The sequence below is a fragment of the Serratia sp. N21D137 genome, from assembly GCF_047530005.1.
Classification (GTDB): Bacteria; Pseudomonadota; Gammaproteobacteria; order Enterobacterales; family Enterobacteriaceae; genus Chania; species Chania fonticola_B.
This window is the reverse complement of sequence record NZ_JBLJAJ010000004.1, coordinates 125438-146829: the sequence shown is the minus strand read 5'-3', so window position 1 is coordinate 146829 and position 21392 is coordinate 125438. Positions and strand designations below refer to the sequence as shown.

The following is a 21392-nucleotide window of genomic DNA, read 5'->3' as shown; positions in this document are numbered from 1 at the left end:
CTCCTGACCACATGAATAACTTCGGTTACAATCCCATAGACTTGCCAATAAACTCTTTAAGCACTTCACTCGTACCGCCATAAATAGTTTGCACCCGGCTATTCGCCCAGGCTTTCCCCATATATGAATCACTCATATAACCAGCTCCTCCATGCAACTGCAAACAGCGATCGGCCACTTTCATCTGAAGCTCGGTAGTCCAGAGTTTAATTCTTGCCGCATCAACCACGCTGAGGCTTTTCTGGTTAAAGCGAGCGATGGCATCATTTAAATACACCCTGGCTATTTTTACTTCCGTACCCAGCTCCGCTAGCATAAATCTATTCGCTTGAAACGATCCGAGAGGCTGCCCGAAAGCCTTACGGTGCTTTACCCATACCAGCGTTTTTTCTAGTAGATATTCCGCTGTGGCAACAGCAACGGTCGCAATGCTCAATCTTTCTCGTGGCATCCCTCCCATAAAATAGAGGTTGCCAAGATTCTCGCGGCCAATAAGATTTTCGCAGGGAACCCGACAAGCGGTGAAATGAAGATCGGCAGTATCACTGGCATGCCAACCTATTTTTTTCAGCAATGGCCCGCGCTCAAAACCCGGGGTGTTTCGTTCAACGATCAGCAAACTGATGCCCTGCCCGCGTGACGCCTCTGAGGTTCTTACCGCAGTCAGAATAAGATCGGCATTAATCCCATTGGTGATATAGCTTTTATGACCATTGACAATAAAGTACTGTCCTTGCTTTACCGCGGTCGTCTCAAGATCTGCCGAATCCGAACCACCATTCGGTTCGGTAATGGCGATCGCCGCAATAAGTTCACCGCTGCACAACCCTGGCAGCCAGCGAGCTTTCTGCTCATCGGTACCGTGTCTGTCTATATAACTGGCGATCACATCATTATGAGAGATAATGACTGGCGCGGTCATCTCGGCGCGAATTAACTCCTCCGTCAGGACAGCAGCATAGTGATAATCAGGCTTCTGCTGGCCGCCCAATTCACGGGCAACACCCAGCCCCAATAACCCCACTTCACCCGCGTGCCGCCAAAAATCACGCCCGATCAGGCCGTTAGTTTCCCACTCAGACAGAAAGGGTTTAGCCTTACGCGCCAGGAAATCACGGCAGCCGAGTCGAAACCGTGTTAACTCTTTGTTTTCCATAATATCCTCAGAAAGATTCCGCGACCAATGCCTGAGTCTCTGGTACCTGCGAAAATAGTGCCTTTACCAGGTCAAAATAGTTATAAATAGCGAAATGGCCCCCTTCGATAGGGTGTAGTTGGGTGGTGGCAAGCGTGTGGTTCCGCCACGCTGCTTGCATTTCTTCAGTGACATTTTCATCTTGATCCGCTGAGATAACGTCCAAGGGTTGCGACACTTTTTTATCCACAAACTCCAAGAACTGATGGCGCAAAATATAATCGGTACGGAGCGAGGTCACCAGCCTACGGGCGAAGGCGGGCTCATTGAGAATGCTCTCTGGCGTCCCATTATCCGCACGCATTTTTGAAATGATTTGATCGTCCGTCCACAAATGTCGGTCATCGTCCACCTGCACGCTCGGTGCGATAGAGCCTGAAATCACGGAAAACAGCGGGCGCATAGCATAGTTTTCCGCCAACGCCGCACTCACGATAAAACTCAGCACGCCACCAAAACTATGACCAAACGTCACCCACTCGGTCGTCCCAGCCTGCTGGTGCAGGGCAAAGTCCGCATGGATATCGGCGCAGATCCGATCGACCAACAACGGCAGGTTGTCGATCGCCTTTTCACGGCTCAGCACGTCACGGCCAGGTATCTCGATAGGCTTGAACACCAGATTGGAATCCCCTTTGAAGCGGCCAAGCCAAGCACGATAGACGCTCGCGCTAGCGCCTGCGTGTGGGAAGGCATAAATAATGCGCTTGGGCGCAGACGAATTCATATAGGGCTCCTCAGTAAGAAAGAGGCGATACGCTCAGCGACCATCACGGTAGTGAGGTTCGTGGGCATAGAGGGGATACAAGGGAAGAGTGAAGCATCTGCAACGGCGATTTGGCTCAGACCGTGCAGGTTACCCTGTTCATCCGCTGCGGTCTGCGGATCGCTCGCACATCCCATCCGTACCGTACCAGAGGCATGCCAGCCGGGGCTGAGCAGATTTTTGATGGCGTTATGCATAACCTCATCATTGTCGATCATCGCCTCAGACCACAACTGGATACCGTCGAGATATGCCGCAAGCTCAGGGTGATTGATCAACCTCCACATTTGACGTACCCCCCCGACCAAGCGCGCGATATCCTCTGGATCCTGTGATAAAGGCAAATCGATCATCGGCAATTGCTGACTATCCCTGCTCTGGATAAACACTCGTCCTCTGGCCTTGGGACGCATCAGCATCACAGAGGCCCCCACCAAGCGCGGGTAATTCGTGCGATTCTGAAAACCGGGTACGTTCTTGCTCGCCACGTTGTTCATTAATCCTAATTGCACATCAATCTGCGCATCGTACCCGCTGTTCAAGCGCGCAGCAGTTTGCCGCCACGGTGTTTCCTGGATGCCATTTCTAGATTTTGGGAGTGCCCATAGTACTACCGAAGCGTGATCGGACAGATGGTTGCCAACAGCAGGCATATCGGCCACTACGGGAATATCAAGTTGTTGTAATAAACGCGCATCGCCAACGCCGGAACGCTGCAAGATCGCCGCAGATCCTATCGCCCCGGCGCACAGCACGATCTGGTTGGCACGATAGGTTGTATAGCCCCCGTCGTGCGTCGCTTCGACACCAACAGCCTTGCCTGCGTTAAACAGTACTCTCTCGACCATCATGCGCGAGAGGATCTGAAGGTTTTCCCGCTCGCGTGCCGCATAAAGATAGGCACGGTAAAGATCGTATCTTTCCGCTCCCTGCACCACATTGGCGGGTACGACACCCACCGCTGCACTTTCTCCCTCATTCAGATCGTCAACAAAAGCGATGCCGTTCTGTTGGCATATATCGGCAAAGGCTTTCTCCAATGGCAAGATTTCGTCCCCTGAAGGCCTCCGTAACGTGAGAGGTCCTTGGTGACCGTGCAGTGCGGAATCTGGACGATCAACGTCATTTTCCAACTTCTTGTACCACGGCAGAACGTCACACCATGCCCATTGACGACACCCCATATTTACCCAGTGGTTAAAATCGCTGGGAAAGGCCCTTAAGGCTACGGCACCGTTAATCGCAGACGATCCACCCATGACTTTCCCCAGTCGATAGTCAAAGGCTTTACGCTGGTTACGACCTAACGGCTGATTACCATCTCCCTGGACGAAACGAGAAAATCGCTCTGTCCCATGCACGTTTGCTTCGTATGGCCAGTTATAGCCTTCAAGAACCAGACGGGAAGCATCCCGCAACGGACTACCAGGTTGAGCAACGTCGGAATCCTGCCCCGCCTCTAGCAATAAAACACGGTGTTTGCCACTTTCGGAAAGACGAGAAGCCATCACACAACCCGCGGTCCCGCCACCGACCACAATAAAATCATAATCAACCTGCTCTGGAGCCGCTTTAAATAGATGCGTCATACGTATTGCTCCTGAGCCTTGTCCGCTACGCTGGAAAGGATGCGCGAAAAATCACGTACTGAGGCATTCATAAACAAGCTCTCGATCATATCCTGTTCACTGGACGGACCGACCTTAAAGATTTCGCGTACCGCGCTCAACAGCCCCACCGCATGCAATGAATCGCCACCGATGTCGAAAAAACCATCATTGACATCAAAGTCACTGTGTTGCAGCTGTTTTGACCATAAGGCGAATACACAGGCCTCAAGTTCATCGGCGGGTTCACTCTTATCCGCCACAGCCACCCATTCCCCCCATGGCACGGGCAGAGCGTTACGGTCTATTTTCCCATTACCCGTCAAGGGCATACTGTCCAATAACACAAACCAGGTTGGTATCATATAAGAAGGGAGATGAGCTTGAGCGAGTTCGCGTAGTGCTCCTTCCAACACTCTCTTTTCGTTCTCGCTGGCCTGTTGCTTCGGCACAATATAGGCAGCTAGCTGCTTTTGGCCGGTTTTCGGGTGGTTGACCGCGTTGATCACTACGTGGTTCGCCTGCGGATTCCCCAACAGGCAAGCCTCTATTTCACCCAGTTCGATGCGATAGCCATTAATTTTTACCTGATTATCTTCACGTCCCAAGATCTCAATCAGCCCTTCATCAATATAGCGCCCTAAATCACCGGTTCTATACAGCCGCTCACCCGTGATCGGATGGCTAAAAAATCTCTCCTGCGTTTTTTCAGCATCACCCAGGTAACCTTGTGCCACACCAGCGCCTGCAATGAACAGCTCACCAATAACCCACTTAGGACAAGGTTCAAACCATTCATTGAACACATGAAATTTCTGATTAGCTAATGGCTTACCGTAAGGAATGCTTTTCCAGGCGCTATCTACATGCCGGATAGGGTAAACAATTGACCAGATTGAACCTTCTGTCGCCCCACCCAGGCTGATCACATCAATACCGTTGACGGCGGCCTTGATTTGATCCGGCAGGTTGACCGGGATCCAGTCTCCACTCATCAGCACCAGGCGCAAAGCACTGCCAGAAAGCTGCGAACCGGCCCGCTCTACCAACGCTTTCATCGGTGCCGGCACGCTATTCCACAAAGTCACCCGATGTTTGGTGATCTTTTCAGCCCATATTTTCGGATCGTTAGCCTCATTTTCCGTAGCAAACAGAATGCTGCCACCGGCTCCCAGAACCCCAAAATAATCATAAACGGACAGATCAAACCCCGCTGGCGCAACGGAGAAGACACGGTCATGCTGATTGACATTGAAACGACGATTAATATCCAAAACCGGATTAGCGGCGTTGCGGTGCGTAATCATTACCCCTTTTGGCTCACCAGTAGAGCCGGAAGTAAAAATAACGTAGGCCAGATCATCCAATGTCTGTTTTGCCACCTGCACAGGAAACTTCATCGGTGCAGCACTATCAATGACCACCCCGATGTTGGTTAATCCATCTATTGGTTCCAGGCCAGCAGGCGTCACGATGGCTTTCGCCGCACAGCGCTCAATCAACCGCGCTTTACGCTGCTCGGGAAGCTGTGGATCAATCGAGACATATGCAGCCCCCGCGAAGAGTACACCCAGAATGGCGGCCAGCATTTCCGGCCCTTGCGGCAGAGAAACAGCTACGATGTCACCCGGTTCAATGGCTATAGCAGCACTCAGTTGCTCGGCAACCAGGTTACCGCTGGTGACCAACTCCCCGTAGCTAATCTCTCTTTGCCCCTGAATAATCGCCGTTTTGGTCGGGAACTGACGTGCAGAATGCAAGATCAGATCCTGCAACAACGCCAGTGGCATCCTATCATCCGTCGAATTTGCAGCCAGTCTCTCCTGCATGTCGTCCGTGTTCAAGGCCACCACCGCACCCTGTTGTGACCAAATCTGCGGGTTTTCGCCACAGGCGTTCAGCAGTTTAACGGCTGCCTCAAACATCATTTCCGGCATGCCCACCGGGAACAATCCTTCGACGTAGTTCCAGTTCATAACCAGATCGCCATTGATACGCAACAACTGATTTTCGAGCCAGACACCGGGCGTTTGGGTGCTGCTATACTTCACCATCGCCGTGCCTTCCCAGCCATAGTCGGTGACAATATCTCGTAGTTCCGCATTCAAGGTATTGCTGAAAACCACCGGGAAAGAGAGCGCCCTCTCTCCCTGGCTCAGACGCGTCATTTCGCGTAAAACCTGGATCCCATTGAATGAGGAATGCCAGTAGTTCAACAACTGTTCAGTCTGTAACATCACCAAGCGCTGGCCAAATGCCTCCGACTTACCGTCTTCAACACACAACAGGCTCGACTGAAGATAATTCCCTACGCTTTGTTGCACATCCGGGAAATAGTTACGCCGCGCATGCTGGGTTAAAGTGAGAGTAAAGTTCTGGCGTCGCGACCACAGCCGCAAGGTCTCAACATAAACACCAAGAAAGAGCGTTTCCAGGGTAATTCCCTGTTCAGTCGCGCTCTGGCGAAGCTTATTGACTAATTCCAGTGAGATCGGGTGTGAAAGCGTTTTGAATATGGGATTTTTAATTAATTCAGGTGCCTGATACAGTGGTAATTCAGGAGCTGCGGGCATTGTATCCACTTTATTTAACCAATAGTCCTTATCCCGGCAACCTTGCTTACTTTGCAGAAGTTGCTTTTCTCTTTCAATATAATCTCTAAAATTAAATTCCGGCACGGATTTTACTACATTTGGATTCTGATAGAAGTGCCACCAATCCTTCATCACTATTTTCACACTATGCAAATCAATAAACATCAAATCAAAGCAGAGGTGTAACCGAACCCTCTTTTTATTCAATAAGGTGGCTCTAATCTCGAAAGAAGGTGCAATAGCCAACGAACGTAAATGCGTTTTCATGTCACTTCGTGTGCTATTAATAAACTCCTGCAACTGATTATCATCGATGTATTGGCAATCAGTCACGGCAATCTCATAATGTTCAAGGGCCGCAGAAATTCGTTGGCGGCCACTATCAATCAGTTCGGCGCGTAGCATGGCATGCAGGGAAAGCGTATGGTTCAAGGCTGCATTGAGCCGCTGAAGATCAGGGTTGAAAATTTCGACCTCAAAATAGTAATGCGTTGCAATACCACCCAGAGGTATACCTGCATTGCGACCAATCAAATAAGCGTATTGAATATCGGTTAGCGAAAATGACTCATCTTCTTTTCTTTCCACTGTTTTATCAAAGGTTGTTGAATCATCTACAGGTAGTTTACCATTGAGCAACTCATTTATTTTAATGACATTTTTTCAACGGAATGCTCAACCTGATGGGTGATGAGGTCATTTTCTTTGCCTGAAAGTTTTAAGCCAATTCTCTTGGCCGATTCCTGCATGACTCGCATAAAAAAAACCTCTGAAATTATTCAATAAAAATAGCATGAGAGCGTTACGCATCCATCAAAATATTCAATAATACCAATCACTTAAAGTTAGGAATAAAATCTCCCCCAAAAATACCGTTGTAACAGCAAACATCGGATAGATGAGATCCCCAAGCCAATAACATAAATAGCGTGAATGCTTTCATTGCGCCAATCAATCAATCCATCAATTGATTGATAAAATACTACATTACTATGTTTTATGACGTCAAGCATAACCATCATAATAAGTAACAATTCTATATCATAAAAAACACAACCAACAACCAATAACATACTGATTTTATATAAATTAAATGTAGCTAAATACTCATGATGGGCAACCAGTAATGGCCATCAATAAAGTAATGAAAAATTAATATAAATTTAGGCTGTTTTTTGTTTTTATCTTGACAACATCAGTTAAATTCGCACATCATTCAATTAATCAATTGAATGATTTGTGTAATGCATTAGAATTTCTAATTGATTATCAGAGAAAGCAAACTTAACTAACAGATGACAAGTAGGGTGGTGAAATGAGTAATGATTTTGTGACCGACAAACGCGATTCGGCCCTTCCTGAAGATGTGGCTCCACTATTAGCCGTAGAGGAAAATAACGCTTTAGTGTTTGCTATTCTCGCCACCATTCAGGCAACGTTAATTTTTACAATTGTCATGATTGGAGTCCCATTGCCTGCGATTGGCGCTGAATTCCAGTTGGTTCAAGCAGAACTGGTGCTGGTGAGTGCTGCCTATGGGTTGCCCTTTAGCGGCCTGTTGTTGTTTGGCGGGCGACTAACTGATCGTTACAGTGGAAGAAAAATGTTTACTTTGGGGGGGCTTATCTTCGGCCTTGCATCACTGAGCGGCATGTTCGCCTTCTCCTATTGGATTCTAGTAGCAATTCGCTTTTTGCAAGGGATCGGTGCCGCGCTTACGGCACCAGCCCTGATGGCCTTATTGCGCCAACTCTACCGCGAGGCTGCTCAGTTCAACCATGCAATGGCAACTTGGGGCGGAGTATCGGTTCTGGGAGGAGCCGTTGGTTTTCTTTCATCAGGCATCGTCACCACTTGGCTATCTTGGCGGTGGATGTTTATTGTTCCGGTTGTTGTTAGCTTGTCTGGTCTGCTTTTGGTACGCAGAATGATGAAGCCGCTACCCCTACGTGATAACGACACTCCTGGTCTAGATTTGAGCGGTGCTCTATTGGCGACTAGTGGCATTTCGCTGTTTAGCTTTGGCCTGATCATGAGTGGCGAATATTCTTGGCTGACAGCGCCAGTCTATCTGCCTGTTGCCGCTGGCCTGCTGCTCATTTTCACATTCTTGCTCGTCGAGCGACATGTTAGCTGTCCTCTGCTACCCCCTGGTTTTATCCTCAGCCCAATGCGCACGACTGGCCTGATTGGTATTCTACTGGCCGCTGCGGGTATGGGCTTGATTACCTTTCTACTTTCCCTGTATCTGCAGCAATTTCGCGGTTGGTCATCTTTTGCAACCTCTATGGCGTTTATACCTTATACCGTTGGACTCCTAATTATGAATCGTGCCTCCGGGGCGCTCATTATGCGCTTCGGCGCCTTGCAAATCACAATTGTCGGGCTACTGCTCGGTGCTGCGGGGCTGTTTTTATTGGCTCAGCTCAATGAGCAAACCCACTATGTGCTTGGCCTGCTTCCTGGCTTATTTATCCTCCCCGCCGGAGCTTCTTTGACCTTTTCCGGCAGTGCGGTACTTTCAACGGCAAATGTATCCCTACACGAAGCGGGCCTTGCGGGCGGCGTAATGAACACATCGATGGAGTTAGGTCCAACTATGGGGCTGGCTGCGTTAATGGCGGTAGCAGCAACCCAGGCAAACGCAGTTAATGGCTATGCATGGGCCTTTGGCACTGCAGGAGGCGTCTATTTACTCGCAGCGATAGGCGCACTAATTTTAATGAAAAATATCAATTAGCCGTAATAATCGAAATACCACTGGAACCATAATGTTGAGTATCAGGATCCAGTGGTGTTTCCGTGATAGGTTATACCAGTAAACCGTGAAGACGAGGGCTTACCGGTTAATTTGCACTTCCAGTCCGGCGGCCTTCCACTCCGGAAACCCATCCTCTAGACAACGAGCAAGAAACCCATTTGTTTGCAGGATTTTCATAGCGTTGAGAGAGAGGACGCAGTAAGGCCCGCGGCAATACGCCACCACCTCCCGTCCTTTTAGCAGTTCAGATAGGCGCCCCTCTAGTTCTTCGGCCGGAATATTGACCGCTCCTGGCAGATGGCCAGAGGCAAACTCTTCGGGGGGACGCACATCCAGCAGAGTAATGTCCCCCTCATTCAAGCGATGCAGAAGCTCTTCGCGAGAAATCGATTCCAGCCGTTCACGCTGGCTGAAAATATCAGACACGAATGACCTGATCTCGCTATGTCGGTATTCCACATATTGCCGAATCGCCGTCAAGATATTCTGGACTGGACCATTACCCAAACGGTAGTAAACGTTTTTCCCTTCCCGGCGTGATTGCACAAACCCCGCGCGTTTGAGATGTTGAAGATGCTGAGAAGCATTGGCTATCGTAAGACCAGCCAGTTCTGCTAGCCTTTCAACCGATCTTTCTCCCTGTGCGATATGCTCAAGCAGTAGCAGACGATGTGAGCTCCCCAAGGAACGTGTCACCTCTGCAAATTCGTTAAAAACTTGACGTTGACTCTCGCCATTGAGTGTTGACATATTGTTTTTGCTACCTCATCATTCAATATAATAATTGAAAGACAGTATATCAAAGGTTGCAGGAGCCCACCAGTTTACTGCTGCTACCTTTCGATCGAGGTTGTGTTACAGAACATGTTAGGCTTTTCACTCCCGAGGAGTATAAAAAAGGACCATTAAATGGATATATTATTACGTGCAGTACTGATTGGTATCGGGGCAACCTTGGTAATGGACCTCTGGGCATTACTGCAAAGACGCTTTTTTAATATCCCTTCGCTCAACTATCAGTTTGTCGGGCGCTGGTTAGGACACATGCCAAATGGCAAGTTTTTTCACCATACCATCATGCAGACAACACCGGTAAGCGGAGAAAAGGCTATGGGGTGGACGGCACACTACGCAATTGGCGTCGTCTTTTCCTTGATATTTATTTGTATTATGGGACAAGACTGGCTTGAGAACCCCACCTTTTTGACAGCACTCATTATGGGCATTATCAGCGTCATAGCCCCTTTCTTTATTATGCAACCTGGATTTGGTTTTGGCTTGGCAGCATCCAGGACACCGCAACCTAATATAGCGCGCCAGCGTAGTCTGATAGCACACGGTTCGTATGGTATTGGGATATATCTGAGTGCCGTTTTGCTACAGTACTACTGGCCGATAAGCTGAGAAAAGTCACTAACGCGGGTAATGACTCCAATAAGTAGAACATGTACTTTTCGATAAAGGCCCCGATGACCTTTTCATGCAACTCAATCGACCATGAGAAGCAGATTGTTTTATGATCCATGCACTTTATATGGTTTCGCAACGTTAGGTTATTACGTTCAATACGTTTAGTAAATATTCTGCTCGTCAGATACTTATCCTTCAGTACTTTCCGGCTATAACTGCCCCATTCATCACTGACTATCATGCCGACCTTGAATGGGATTAGTAATTGTTGATACCGACTTTTAGCGTTCTGACCGTATCCGGACACCAGCACCGTTGAAGGCTTAATCAACGATTAACGACGGCAGAACGGCTCCCTCTGCCTATAGGTTGAGGGAGCCCCAAAAAAAATTGAGACGAGAAACAGGCTGTTTTTTCACCCAAGAACGGGGTAAAAAAACAGCCTTATGCAGACGAGAAGAGGTTATTCGTAATTATCTCACTGCCAATTTGCGAAAAAATGGAACAAATTGCTCGTAAAACACTCGTTCTAATTCTCTACAGCCACTAACAAAAAATTAGTGGGGATTATTCCTCAGCCCTGTGGAGAGGGTTGGGCCGAGGGTAAACTCCGAAGATCAGACCTTGGTCAGCACCAACTGGCCACGTCTATCCAGCGGGATCTGGGTGCCTGGATCGTGATCCATGCGGATTTTGCCCTGCTGGTCGCCAATCTTGTAAGTCACGTCATAGCCCAGCGTTTTTTGCGATTTGTCATACACCGTTTTGCAGCGCTGCTGCGTGCTGGTGGTAGTGTCGTTGTCTTGCAAGGCCCCCTGCACCTGGTGACCGGCATAGCCACCACCCAACGCACCTACTACGGTCGCAACATCACGGCCCCGGCCACCGCCAAACTGGTGACCAATCACCCCCCCAGCAACCGCGCCCAGCACGGAGCCAGCGATGCGGTTTTCATCCTGAACCGGCGCACGATGGGTCACCGTGACGTTCCGGCACTCCTGCCGAGGGGTTTTGATAGTTTCTTTGATCGGTGTTGCGGCGAGAACCTGCGCATATTGTGGGCCGGGAGTGAATACGTCCAGACCAGCTACGGCAGCAATTCCCAGAGCGGCTGCAATACCAATCCCAACACCGGCTAACATTGATTTGTTCACAGGAAATCCTCCTGAATGTGTTACCACGCATTATGCACCGGGCAAACTCGCATTGCTCACAGGCGATTTTCCCGGTTTACGGCGTGCGTGACGCGCCGTCTGTAAACGCCCTAAAGTCTGCACAAGGAAGTTCACCCTCGCAATAAGACTCAATGAGCAAAACACCCTGAAAACGGGCCAAAACCAATGAATTGAGAAGAATCCTATCCCTGCCGGTCCCCTCTCTCACGGCAAGAAAAAACCCACGCGGCAAGCCTACGTGGGTTTTCATCAACCGAACTAGTGGGTTAAAACATTAGTGCATCTTCAAGCGCGGACGGATCACGCGGTTGATACCACCCACCAACATCATCAGGCCGGTTTTGGTATAGCCGTGCAGCGCTACCTGGTGCATACGGTACAGCGAAATATACACCACGCGGGCGATACGTCCTTCGACCATCATCGAACCACGCATCAGGTTGCCCATCAGGCTACCTACGGTGCTGAAGCGGGAAAGCGAGACCAGTGAACCATGATCCTTATAAACGTAAGGCTTCATCGGCTGATCGTGCATCATCGCCAGGATATTGCTATAGCAACGTGATGCCATCTGGTGGGCAGACTGTGCCCGTGGTGGCACAAAACCGCCGCCTTCACGTGGGCAGGACGCGCAGTCACCAATAGCAAAGATGTTGGCATCGCGGGTAGTTTGCAGCGTTGGCTCAACCACCAGTTGATTGATGCGGTTGGTTTCCAGCCCGGCAATCTCTTTCATAAAGTCCGGTGCCTTGATGCCCGCTGCCCACACCATCAGATCGGCATTGATAAATTCGCCGCCTTTGGTGTTCAAGCCATGCTCATCGGCGCTGGTCACCATAGTATTGGTTAATACCCGTACGCCAAGCTTGTTCAGTTCCTGGTGCGCCGCTGCGGAAATACGCGGCGGCAGCGCTGGCAGAATACGCTCACCGGCTTCAACCAGGGTAACCTTCAAGGCGCTGTTATCCAGCCCTTTAAAGCCGTAGCTGTGCAGCTGTTTGACCGCGTTATGCAGTTCTGCAGACAGCTCAACGCCGGTAGCCCCACCGCCCACGATGGCGATATTCACGCTCTCCTTCTCTTCTGGATTGGCAGAGAACTTGAGGAACAGGTTCAACATCTCGTTATGGAAGCGGTGCGCCTGATTCGGGTTATCCAGGAAGATGCAGTTGTCTCTTACTCCTGGGGTGCCAAAGTCGTTCGAGGTGCTGCCGAGCGCCATCACCAGGATGTCGTAGCTCAACTCGCGGGCGGGAACCAGCTGGCAGCCCTGCTCATCGCAGATCTGCGTCAACTGCAACGTTTTATTTTCACGGTCAATGTTGACCAGTGAACCCAGTTGGAAGTTGAAGAAGTGGTTACGCGCATGCGCCAGGTAGTTCAACGCATCCACACCGTCATCCAGAGAGCCGGTAGCCACTTCATGCAGCAACGGCTTCCACAGATGGCTGTGGTTGCGATCCACTAGCGTGATCTCCGCTTTATGCTTACGACCCAGTTTATGGCCCAGGCTGGTTGCCAGCTCCAGACCACCGGCACCACCGCCGACAATAACGATTTTCTTCTTTGGCGTTGTCAAAATGACCCCCTGAATGTGAACCAATTGTTGCCTAAGGGTAAATAAATAATATCCTTAGAATACATAGGGTTCGCTTAAGTTAAACCTGCAATCTGGGGCCAGAATAACACGAGAGGTTATTTGGTCATACCAAAATTGATGTACGTCAAAGTTTTTTGGTTAAAGGCTGGACGAAGGGTTTTTTTGAGGATTGTGATTCAAATAGTTAGCGTGAGATCACAGTTTTGCATTTTGCTGCCCACCGGCGAAAACGGGCACGATAAAAACAAAAAAGCCGCAATTGCTGCCCTTTAGGAACAACGTTCACGGCTTGGTTAAGCGTTATAGGACTGTTACGCCAGCGTCTTGAATGCCTTGATGCGCTGAAGGTGTGGCGAGATGTTTTTAAACTTGTGACTCTGCTGTTCATCCCAGACGATTTCATAATACTTGTGCAGCAACTCGGCACTACGCTGGCTGTCCAACACTTCGTCCTGACGAGAAAGCACCACCAGGCAGCGATCGCGGTTCTTCTCACGGAAATCATCCACGCATTTGGTGGCGATATCGCGATACTCTTCCGGCCGGTCGATCTTGCCGTGCATATGTTCTTCCGGATACAGGTTCGGGTTGAAGATCACCTGACGGATACCGCACAAGAAACCGATACGTTCGGCCCAAAAGCCCCCAAGACCCACGCCGCAGATCAGAGGATGGACATCCCCTTCCTGCTGAACCGCCTTGTCCACCTCTTTCAATAAATGCTGCATATCATGGCGCGGATGCAAAGTGCTGTAGCTGATAAAGCGCACGTCCGGATCGATGAACTGTAACTGCATAATCTTTTCATGATTGCCGGGACTGGTGGAATCGAAGCCATGCAAATAGATAATCATGTGGTTCCTCGCAACAAGCTGGGGGCCGCTGGCAGCCCCCATTATTAACGCCGCCTTCATGCGGCGCCCTGGCCGTTCACCCCGCTGAGCGTTGCTTATGCTCTTCCCAGCGTTCATGCAATTGACTCAGCGCATGATGCGCCTTTTGCCAACGGTCGGAATCGCGCAGTTCCTGACGGGTGAACTGACCGCGATGATATAACCGCTGCAATTTCTCTACTTTGACCGGGGACAGGTTATCTAACACGCTGACCGCCCCTGCCCGATTATTACAAACCAGGATCATATCGCAACCGGCATCCAGCGCCGCCTGGCCACGCTCGGCATAGCTGCCCATGATCGCCGCCCCTTCCATCGACAGATCGTCAGAGAAGATCACGCCCTCAAAGCCTAGCTCCTGACGCAAGATTTGCTGCAACCAGTAAGGCGAGCCGCTGGCCGGGCGCGGGTCTGCTTCAGTATAGATAACATGGGCTGGCATGATGGCATCCAGCAATCCGCGTTGGATCAGATCGCGGAAAATAGTCATATCATGTTCGCGGATTTGGGCCAATGGTCGCGGATCGCGCGGAGTTTCTTTATGCGAGTCCGCCGTGACTGCGCCATGCCCTGGGAAATGCTTGCCGGTGGTTTTCATCCCGGCGCTGTGCATCCCCTGGATAAAGCGTTCGGCCATCACTAACGCCTGCTGCGGATCGCTATGGAAAGAACGTTCGCCAATTGCCGCACTGGCGTGGCCGATGTCCAATACCGGGGCAAAACTGATATCGATATCCTGGGCAATCATTTCCGAGGCCATCAGCCAGCCAGCTTCCTGAGCCAGACGCCCGCCTTCCTGAGCATCGTTGAGCGCCGCAAAGGACTGCGCCGCCGGTAAGCGGGTAAAACCTTCGCGAAAGCGCTGCACACGCCCGCCTTCCTGATCAACCGCCACCACCAGTCGCGAATGCGAGGCCGCGCGGATCTGGCGAACCAGCTCACGCAACTGCTGCGGATCGGCAAAGTTGCGGGTAAACAGGATCAGGCCCCCTACCAGCGGGTGTTTTAAAATCTCGCGTTCTTCTGCGTCCAGCTCATAGCCGACGACATCTAGCATTACTGGGCCCACGGCCACCTCACATCAGTATTCATGATTAGTTTGACGATGATAAACAAAAACGCCGGTATAACGCTGCGCCCCAACGCAAAAATTCCGCATCCCGACACTGCTGCCAGCGCACTTCACACCACATCAGTATCAGATAATCCACCCACGGCAACCAACGCCGGACCTGTGAGGCCAACTGCGGCAAATCGGCATAGCCGTGGGGTTGATATTGCTCCAAAAAGCGTTGTTGCACAGCCGGGGAAAATTGATTGAAGCGAAACATCGCCGCCAGCTCCAGGCCGATATCGCCATCGGCGGCATACTCCCAGTCGATCAGCCTGAGCTGCCCGGTCTGTCGCAGCAGATTGCCGGCATGAATATCCATGTGCAGCGTTGCCAACTGCAACGGGCGCGGCATGGTGCCGTTGATGAAATAGCGCTGCCAACGCAGCCAACCAGGAGTGATCCGCCGGCGATCAATTTGCTGCCAATAGCGGGTAAATTGCTGTTGCAGATCCAGCCGGTAACCACTCAACCCACGGTTATGCAACCGGGCGGTCAGCTCTGCCAACTCCCCGTTGGCCGTTAAGGAAGCAAACGCCGTTTCGTCAACGCTCTCACCGGCGAGCCATTCGACGATCAACCACTCAGAGTTCTGTAACCACACCTTTGGACCTATTCCCAATCCAGCGCGCTTCAGCACTTGCCCCTCACGCCGACGGTTAACGCCGAGCATGCGTTTTTCCGGCGTCTGCGGACGGGCCAGCAGTTGCACATCACCACTGTCGATCCGCCAACTCTCGCCGCTCAACCCTTGTACCAGACTAAAATGACAACCGGCGGTATTTACCGCCGGCAGTCTGTTACTCAAGAGTCGCCGCAGCTGGGATTCAGTATTTGACGTCGCCATTGCCTGACCAGACGATCTCGCCGGTTTGCACCAGCATCAGCTGCATTTCCATCGACGGTGACTTCACATCGCCGCTGACGGCGCTATACAACACGTATTGCGCGTTGACGATGCGTGCCAAGCCAATCGCCTTGCTGCGCGACCCGAGGCTATCTTCCGCCGACAGGCCCAGCGTCTGTTTGGCGCTCGCCAACTGCGCTTCCGGCACGACGGCAAAGGTCTTGTTGGATGCCAAAGCCTGGTGCAGCGCCGAGGTAGCGTTGCCGATGCTCAATGAGCCATTGGTATTGTTTTTCACGCTGTCCAACAGCAATACGCTGCCAGGCGTGACGCCATCGGCCTTCAGCATCTGATTGACCAACGGCTGCACGCTGCCCAGCCAGTCAAGCTGCTGGATCTTCGGCGGCTGTGGCACCGGCTCGGTGGTTGGTGGCAACGGTTCAGGCTGAGGCTCTGGTTGCGGCTGTGGCTCTACCGTCACCGGTGCCGTAGGCTCTGGCGGGCGTGATGGACAACCGGTTAACACCAACGCGGCCAGCGCCACCCATAGGAACTTTTTCATTACCTTCTCCAACGTAACCCAAAACTTATAAGTATAAATACAGACGTACACGCTTGGCATCAAGGTTGCCATTCAACGAATAAATCTCGGCGTCTGAATTGGCAGCGACGGTGACCGTGCGCGGCTGTTCAAAAGGCAGGATGTCCAGCCCCTGTTTGTCATACCAGTAGAAACGATAGTGGAGGGTCACCGGCGTCGTCTGGGTGTTGCTGAGCACCGAACTGGCCCGCAGACGGCCAGACGCGTCGGCAATAGACGGGTTATCCGCCAGAATACCTGCCGTCAGTACCGGTGAATCCATCACCACCGTTTGCCGTTCATTGACCGAGATGCCCTTCGGGCTGCTACAGCCCATCAGTATCGCGGCGGGGAGCACCAGCGCCATCAAGTAACGCGTCGTGTGAATATAGCGCATGGTCTTCCTCGGTTAACGTGACAACAACGGGCCCAGAGCGCGCCCACCCACTAAATGCATATGAATATGATAGACCTCCTGCCCGCCGTGACGATTGCAATTGATGAGCAAGCGGTAACCGTCTTCGGCAATCCCTTCCTGCTCGGCAATTTTGGCCGCCACGGTGATCATACGGCCTAATGCGGCCTCGTGTTCCACGGTCACATCGTTCACCGTTGGAATGAGCACGTTCGGCACGATCAGGATATGGGTCGGTGCCTGTGGGGAAATATCACGAAATGCGGTAACCAGTTCGTCCTGGTAGACCACATCGGCAGGGATTTCACGGCGAATAATTTTACTGAAAATCGTTTCTTCGGCCATCTGGAACTCCTTGTTCAGCGAAAATATTGGTTTACGCAGTATCGTGACAAATTCTACTGCTATCAACCCGATTGCGCACTTTCCGTATCGAATGATGGAGAATCACTCAACCTTACGACTTTACCGGCGGTTATTGGCTACCGATCAACTGAGGCGCATGGTCACGCATCCAATCGGCCAACGAGTCTAGCGTGGGGCGCAACGTTTTACCCAGCGGCGTTATCTGGTACTCCACCCGTGGTGGCACCTCTGGAAACACCTGGCGAGTGACAAGACCGCATTGTTCAAACTGGCGGAGCTGACGCGTCAGCTCTTTTTGCGCAATTGGCGCCACCGCGCGCTGTAATTCGCTAAAGCGTATCGGGCCATCGATCACCATCAGGCGATACAGGATTGGGATGGCCCATTTGCCCGAAACCAAATTGACGAAGCTCACCATTGGGCACGGCTCCCCCGCAGGCGGTAACGCATAATTTTTTTCAACCTGCCCTTTCACTGTTGACGCCATTGCATCCCACCTTGTCCTTTAGTATCCAAATGGTACCTACTATGCAAAAGGTACTGACAGACCAATAATGGCGTAACTGACCAACGAGAGGAAGGGTTATGTCACGATTAGCAGGTAAATACGCGTTGATTACCGGGGGAACCAGCGGCATCGGGCTGGAGACGGCCCGGCAGTTTATTGCCGAAGGCGCCACCGTGGCGATCACTGGGCGCAGCACTGGCGGGTTAACAGCAGCTGGCGAAACGCTAGGGGATGTCGTGCTGTTGCACAATGACGCTGGGGATATCGGCCAACAACCGATTTTGGCTGCACAGTTGGCCAAAAGCTGGCCCCGGTTGGATATCCTGTATATCAACGCCGGTGATGTCACCCACCTGCCGTTGCAGGAATGGGATGAACAGCGCTATGACCAACTGATGAACACCAATCTCAAAGGCCCACTGTTTTTGATCCAGGCTCTGTTGCCGTTGTTGGGCAACCCTGCCTCGGTGATCCTGTGTGGTTCCGTCAGCGCGCATATTGGCCTGGCGCAAAGCTGCGTCTATGCCGCCAGTAAAGCCGGGATTTTGTCTTTGGCGCGTTCACTTTCAGCCGAGTTGCATCCGCGCGGAATTCGCGTCAACGGCCTCAGCCCTGGCCCAACGGCAACTCCGGCACTGGGCAAGCTGGGTTTACCGGCACAGGCTGAACAGGCGTTGCGCGAAGAGATCCAAGCGCTGGTGCCGATTGGCCGCATGGGGACCACGCTGGAATTGGCCAAAGCCGCCGTATTCCTCGCGTCTGACGAATCCAGCTACATGGTGGGCAGTGAACTGCTGATCGACGGTGGCGTGGGGAATTTAGCGCGGAGTTGAAAGGCTATTGTAGGGGCGCTGCATCTGCGCCCAATGAGATCATGCCACTGTTTGTTCCACACGTTTAGCGCTTCAGCAAAACGTCTAACCTGGCTTTCACCCCACACCATTCATCATCGATGATGCTGAACCTGACCGAGTTACGTTTGCGCCCGTCGGGCATGATGCGCTCATGGCGTACAATCCCCTCCTGCTTGGCACCAATCCGCAGAATTGCCGCGCGTGACCTGTCGTTCAGTTCGTCGGTGGTGAACTGCACCCGTACCGCCTGTAAAATCTCAAAGGCATAGTTGAGCAGCAGGTATTTCGCTTCGGTATTCACGCCGGTGCGCTGCACCGATTGGCTCAGCCAGGTGTGGCCGATTTCCATTTTGCGATTAGCCCGGTCGATTTTCCAGAAACGGGTGCTGCCGATAATGCGCCCGCTAGCCTGCTGAACAATGACAAACGGCAGCATGGAACCGGCATCACGGCCTGCCACGGCGGTGGCGATATAACTGTCGATCGTACTGGCACTCGGCACTGCGGTAACCTTCAGGTTCCACAGTTCGCCATCAGCAGCGGCGCTCAGCATTGCCTCACGATGCTCTGGCTGCAAGGGTCGTAGTTCGATTTGATTGCCGATCAACGTTGATGGTTTGAGCACGGATGGGTTGGGCATTTTTCCCTCTCTTGCAGCATCGATGGACAGCCATAGCCATCAGCATCGCAATAAACAGGGAAAAAACCAACAAATTAAGCAGGGTGTACACTGAGCCCGTTCAGCTTACTTGTTCTATGTACCAAAGCGCTGATTTATTACCCGGCGGGATTAGGGGTAAAATTCGCGCGGGTGCTCTGGATCTTTTTGTCCTGAGCATGAGCAAGGGATAGAAAGAGAAAAGCCCCGAATCGATGTAAATCAACCCGAGGCCACTCTTATGCATGAACACCATAAAGGTAGCCTCTTACCCGCCGAAAGGCAAGGACAAGGAGGCTATCATGCCGCAAAAATTAGTAGTAATGATCCTGGTTATTCTCTGTATCACCGTACTGGTGTTTACCTGGATGACCAGGAAAAGACTCTGTGAGATCCGCATTCGTAGCGGAGAAACGGAGGTTGCGGCCATGATGGCTTACGAATCCGTAAGGTAAGGCAACCCAACGGCGGGGCTTGCCCCGCCTGTTGGTTGTTTGAGCTGAGATCCATGAGCGCCCCTCCCCATGTTGTTAATCAACCCATAAAAAAAGGGAGGCCTAAGCCTCCCCATTAACTCCCCTACCTGAATCAGTTGTTACGGATGTATTCATCCATATCGGTTTTCAGGTTGTCGGATTTGGTACCAAAGATCGCCTGAACGCCTGAGCCAGCCACAACTACACCGGCAGCACCCAGTTTCTTCAGACCAGCCTGGTCGACCTTGGATACGTCGGCCACGCTAACGCGCAGACGGGTAATACAGGCATCCAGGTTGGTGATGTTTTCTTTACCGCCGAATGCCTGAACCAGCGCAGCAGACATTTCAGAACCGCCCTGAGCCACCTGCTCGGAAGCATTGTCTTCACGGCCAGGGGTTTTCAGATCCAGTTTGGCAATCAGCACGCGGAAGATGGTGTAGTACACCAGACCGTAGATGACACCAACGATTGGGAACAACCAGATTTTGCTGCTGTTGCCGCTCAGTACGATGAAGTCGATCAGGCCGTGTGAGAAGCTGGTACCGTCACGCATACCCAACAGAATACAGATTGGGAACGCCAGACCGGCCAGGATCGCATGGATTACGTACAGGATCGGCGCAACGAACATGAAGGAGAACTCGATCGGCTCGGTAATACCGGTCAGGAACGAGGTCAGCGCAGCGGAGATCATGATACCGCCGACTTTGGCACGGTTTTCCGGCTTGGCTGAGTGCCAGATGGCAATCGCAGCAGCAGGCAGACCATACATTTTGAACAGGAAGCCACCAGACAGCATACCCGCAGTTGGGTCACCCGCCATGTAACGTGGAATGTCGCCGTGGAACACTTGACCGGCCGCATTGGTATATTCACCAATCTGCATTTGGAACGGAACGTTCCAGATGTGGTGCAGGCCAAAGGGTACCAGCGCACGCTCAACAAAACCGTAGATACCGAATGCCACCACAGGGTTCTGATAAGCCGCCCATTCGGAGAAGGTCTGAATAGCCGTACCGATTGGTGGCCAGATGAAGGAGAGGATCACACCCAGAATGATAGCGGCCAGACCAGAGATGATCGGCACAAAACGCTTACCGGCAAAGAAGCCCAGGTATTCTGGCAACTGAATGCGGAAGAAGCGGTTAAACATGTAGGCAGCAATGGCACCGGAGATAATCCCCCCGAGCACCCCGGTATCCGCCAGGTGTTTGGCCGCAATCTCTTCGGCTGGCAAATGCAGCACCAGCGGCGCAACCACGGCCATGGTTTTCACCATGATGCCGTAAGCCACTACCGCGGCCAATGCAGAAACGCCGTCGTTGTTAGTGAAGCCCAGGGCAACACCGATAGCGAAGATCAACGGCATATTGGCGAATACGGAACCGCCGGCTTCCGCCATCACGTGAGAGACTACCAGCGGTAGCCAGCTAAAGTTGGCGGAACCCACGCCCAGCAGAATACCTGCGATAGGCAATACGGAAACCGGCAGCATCAGCGATTTACCTACTTTTTGCAGGTTGGCAAATGCGTTCTTGAACATAGTTGAGTGTGCTCCTGAGTAATAGTGCTT

At 51.7% G+C, this 21392-nt stretch carries 20 protein-coding genes and 1 pseudogene; 4 read left to right on the top strand and 17 right to left on the bottom strand.

What is annotated here, in order from left to right; translation table 11 throughout:
- Window positions 1–25 precede the first annotated feature (25 nt).
- Genes ACMV5H_RS05130 through ACMV5H_RS05115 form a run of 4 tightly spaced genes read right to left on the bottom strand, consistent with a single transcriptional unit; the run spans window position 26 to window position 6750 of the window.
- A complete protein-coding gene (locus ACMV5H_RS05130; protein WP_414821540.1) occupies window positions 26–1156 on the bottom strand; it encodes an acyl-CoA dehydrogenase family protein in 1131 nt (376 codons plus the stop codon).
- A gap of 7 nt (window positions 1157–1163) precedes the next feature.
- Entirely contained in the window at window positions 1164–1922 is a 759-nt protein-coding gene (locus ACMV5H_RS05125; protein WP_179251434.1) for a thioesterase II family protein, read from the bottom strand.
- Entirely contained in the window at window positions 1919–3550 is a 1632-nt protein-coding gene (locus ACMV5H_RS05120) for a GMC family oxidoreductase (protein ID WP_179251433.1), read from the bottom strand. Before ACMV5H_RS05120 ends, ACMV5H_RS05125 begins: the two co-directional genes overlap by 4 nt.
- Entirely contained in the window at window positions 3547–6750 is a 3204-nt protein-coding gene (locus tag ACMV5H_RS05115; RefSeq protein ID WP_414821539.1) for a non-ribosomal peptide synthetase, read from the bottom strand. Before ACMV5H_RS05115 ends, ACMV5H_RS05120 begins: the two co-directional genes overlap by 4 nt.
- Before the next feature lie 727 nt (window positions 6751–7477).
- On the opposite strand from ACMV5H_RS05115, the gene ACMV5H_RS05110 reads away from it, so the two are divergent.
- Entirely contained in the window at window positions 7478–8902 is a 1425-nt protein-coding gene (locus tag ACMV5H_RS05110) for an MFS transporter (RefSeq protein ID WP_414821538.1), read from the top strand.
- Window positions 8903–9001: 99 nt separating this feature from the next.
- Here ACMV5H_RS05110 and ACMV5H_RS05105 read toward each other — a convergent pair whose 3' ends face one another.
- Window positions 9002–9673, bottom strand: coding sequence for an ArsR/SmtB family transcription factor (locus ACMV5H_RS05105; RefSeq protein ID WP_115158374.1), 672 nt, complete (start codon window positions 9671–9673; stop codon window positions 9002–9004).
- Between the two features lie 159 nt (window positions 9674–9832).
- On the opposite strand from ACMV5H_RS05105, the gene ACMV5H_RS05100 reads away from it, so the two are divergent.
- Complete coding sequence (locus ACMV5H_RS05100) at window positions 9833–10327, top strand: DUF2938 domain-containing protein (RefSeq protein ID WP_115158373.1); 495 nt, start codon at window positions 9833–9835, stop codon at window positions 10325–10327.
- Window positions 10328–10361: 34 nt separating this feature from the next.
- Here ACMV5H_RS05100 and ACMV5H_RS05095 read toward each other — a convergent pair.
- The 10 genes and pseudogenes from ACMV5H_RS05095 to ACMV5H_RS05050 form a co-directional block, all read right to left on the bottom strand.
- A pseudogene (locus ACMV5H_RS05095) lies at window positions 10362–10646 on the bottom strand (IS1 family transposase); the annotation flags it as partial.
- A gap of 304 nt (window positions 10647–10950) precedes the next feature.
- Window positions 10951–11487 (bottom strand): glycine zipper 2TM domain-containing protein, encoded by a 537-nt coding sequence (locus ACMV5H_RS05090; RefSeq protein WP_414821537.1) that lies wholly within the window; start codon window positions 11485–11487, stop codon window positions 10951–10953.
- A gap of 295 nt (window positions 11488–11782) precedes the next feature.
- A complete protein-coding gene (locus ACMV5H_RS05085; protein ID WP_414821536.1) occupies window positions 11783–13087 on the bottom strand; it encodes an NAD(P)/FAD-dependent oxidoreductase in 1305 nt (434 codons plus the stop codon).
- Window positions 13088–13419: 332 nt separating this feature from the next.
- The gene (gene ycfP / locus ACMV5H_RS05080) at window positions 13420–13962 is read right to left on the bottom strand and encodes an alpha/beta hydrolase YcfP (protein WP_021804703.1); all 543 of its coding nucleotides are present in this window, start codon (window positions 13960–13962) and stop codon (window positions 13420–13422) included.
- 76 nt (window positions 13963–14038) lie between these two features.
- Window positions 14039–15058, bottom strand: a complete 1020-nt coding sequence (gene nagZ / locus ACMV5H_RS05075) for a beta-N-acetylhexosaminidase (protein ID WP_037374844.1) — start codon at window positions 15056–15058, stop codon at window positions 14039–14041.
- 37 nt (window positions 15059–15095) lie between these two features.
- Entirely contained in the window at window positions 15096–15959 is an 864-nt protein-coding gene (locus ACMV5H_RS05070; protein WP_179250351.1) for a phosphotransferase, read from the bottom strand.
- Complete coding sequence (gene lpoB, locus ACMV5H_RS05065; protein ID WP_037374848.1) at window positions 15940–16521, bottom strand: penicillin-binding protein activator LpoB; 582 nt, start codon at window positions 16519–16521, stop codon at window positions 15940–15942. Before lpoB ends, ACMV5H_RS05070 begins: the two co-directional genes overlap by 20 nt.
- A gap of 25 nt (window positions 16522–16546) precedes the next feature.
- Entirely contained in the window at window positions 16547–16936 is a 390-nt protein-coding gene (locus ACMV5H_RS05060; RefSeq protein WP_021178294.1) for a YcfL family protein, read from the bottom strand.
- A gap of 12 nt (window positions 16937–16948) precedes the next feature.
- Window positions 16949–17299: a purine nucleoside phosphoramidase gene (gene hinT / locus ACMV5H_RS05055; RefSeq protein WP_021178295.1), complete on the bottom strand. Its 351-nt coding sequence runs from the start codon at window positions 17297–17299 to the stop codon at window positions 16949–16951.
- A gap of 130 nt (window positions 17300–17429) precedes the next feature.
- A complete protein-coding gene (locus ACMV5H_RS05050; protein ID WP_174332915.1) occupies window positions 17430–17738 on the bottom strand; it encodes a winged helix-turn-helix transcriptional regulator in 309 nt (102 codons plus the stop codon).
- 167 nt (window positions 17739–17905) lie between these two features.
- Here ACMV5H_RS05050 and ACMV5H_RS05045 point away from each other — a divergent pair, with 167 nt between their 5' ends.
- Window positions 17906–18661 carry an SDR family oxidoreductase gene (locus ACMV5H_RS05045; protein ID WP_414821535.1) on the top strand — a complete coding sequence of 252 codons (756 nt, stop codon included), beginning with the start codon at window positions 17906–17908 and terminating at the stop codon, window positions 18659–18661.
- Between the two features lie 64 nt (window positions 18662–18725).
- Here the strand turns inward: ACMV5H_RS05045 and ACMV5H_RS05040 are convergent, their stop codons facing one another.
- Window positions 18726–19322, bottom strand: coding sequence for a GNAT family N-acetyltransferase (locus ACMV5H_RS05040; protein WP_414821534.1), 597 nt, complete (start codon window positions 19320–19322; stop codon window positions 18726–18728).
- Between the two features lie 320 nt (window positions 19323–19642).
- On the opposite strand from ACMV5H_RS05040, the gene ACMV5H_RS05035 reads away from it, so the two are divergent.
- A complete protein-coding gene (locus ACMV5H_RS05035; protein WP_414821533.1) occupies window positions 19643–19795 on the top strand; it encodes a type I toxin-antitoxin system Hok family toxin in 153 nt (50 codons plus the stop codon).
- A gap of 133 nt (window positions 19796–19928) precedes the next feature.
- Here ACMV5H_RS05035 and ptsG read toward each other — a convergent pair whose 3' ends face one another.
- On the bottom strand, window positions 19929–21362 hold the full coding sequence (gene ptsG, locus ACMV5H_RS05030; protein WP_021804710.1) for a PTS glucose transporter subunit IIBC: 1434 nt from the start codon (window positions 21360–21362) through the stop codon (window positions 19929–19931).
- Window positions 21363–21392 lie beyond the last annotated feature (30 nt).